The organism is Staphylococcus sp. HMSC069E10 (assembly GCF_001809205.1).
Taxonomy (GTDB): Bacteria; Bacillota; Bacilli; order Staphylococcales; family Staphylococcaceae; genus Staphylococcus; species Staphylococcus hominis.
In genome coordinates this window covers 1-466 of record NZ_KV796488.1, presented here as the reverse complement: position 1 = coordinate 466, position 466 = coordinate 1, and the positions used below count along the sequence as shown (strand labels likewise).

Genomic DNA, 466 nt, shown 5'->3' with positions numbered 1-466 from the left:
AAAAGCATAAAAAAGCTTATTACAAATGGCGTATTGATGAGACGTACATCAAAATAAAAGGAAAATGGAGCTATTTATATCGTGCCATTGATGCAGAGGGACATACATTAGATATTTGGTTGCGTAAGCAACGAGATAATCATTCAGCATATGCGTTTATCAAACGTCTCATTAAACAATTTGGTAAACCTCAAAAGGTAATTACAGATCAGGCACCTTCAACGAAGGTAGCAATGGCTAAAGTAATTAAAGCTTTTAAACTTAAACCTGACTGTCATTGTACATCGAAATATCTGAATAACCTCATTGAGCAAGATCACCGTCATATTAAAGTAAGAAAGACAAGGTATCAAAGTATCAATACAGCAAAGAATACTTTAAAAGGTATTGAATGTATTTACGCTCTATATAAAAAGAACCGCAGGTCTCTTCAGATCTACGGATTTTCGCCATGCCACGAAATTAG

1 protein-coding gene is annotated in these 466 nt (G+C 34.3%); it reads left to right on the top strand.

Going from position 1 to position 466, the window contains the following annotated elements; all coding sequences use genetic code 11:
* Positions 1-466: IS6-like element IS257 family transposase (locus tag HMPREF2561_RS07030; RefSeq protein ID WP_070468585.1), on the top strand; the 466-nt coding region annotated here is incomplete at both ends.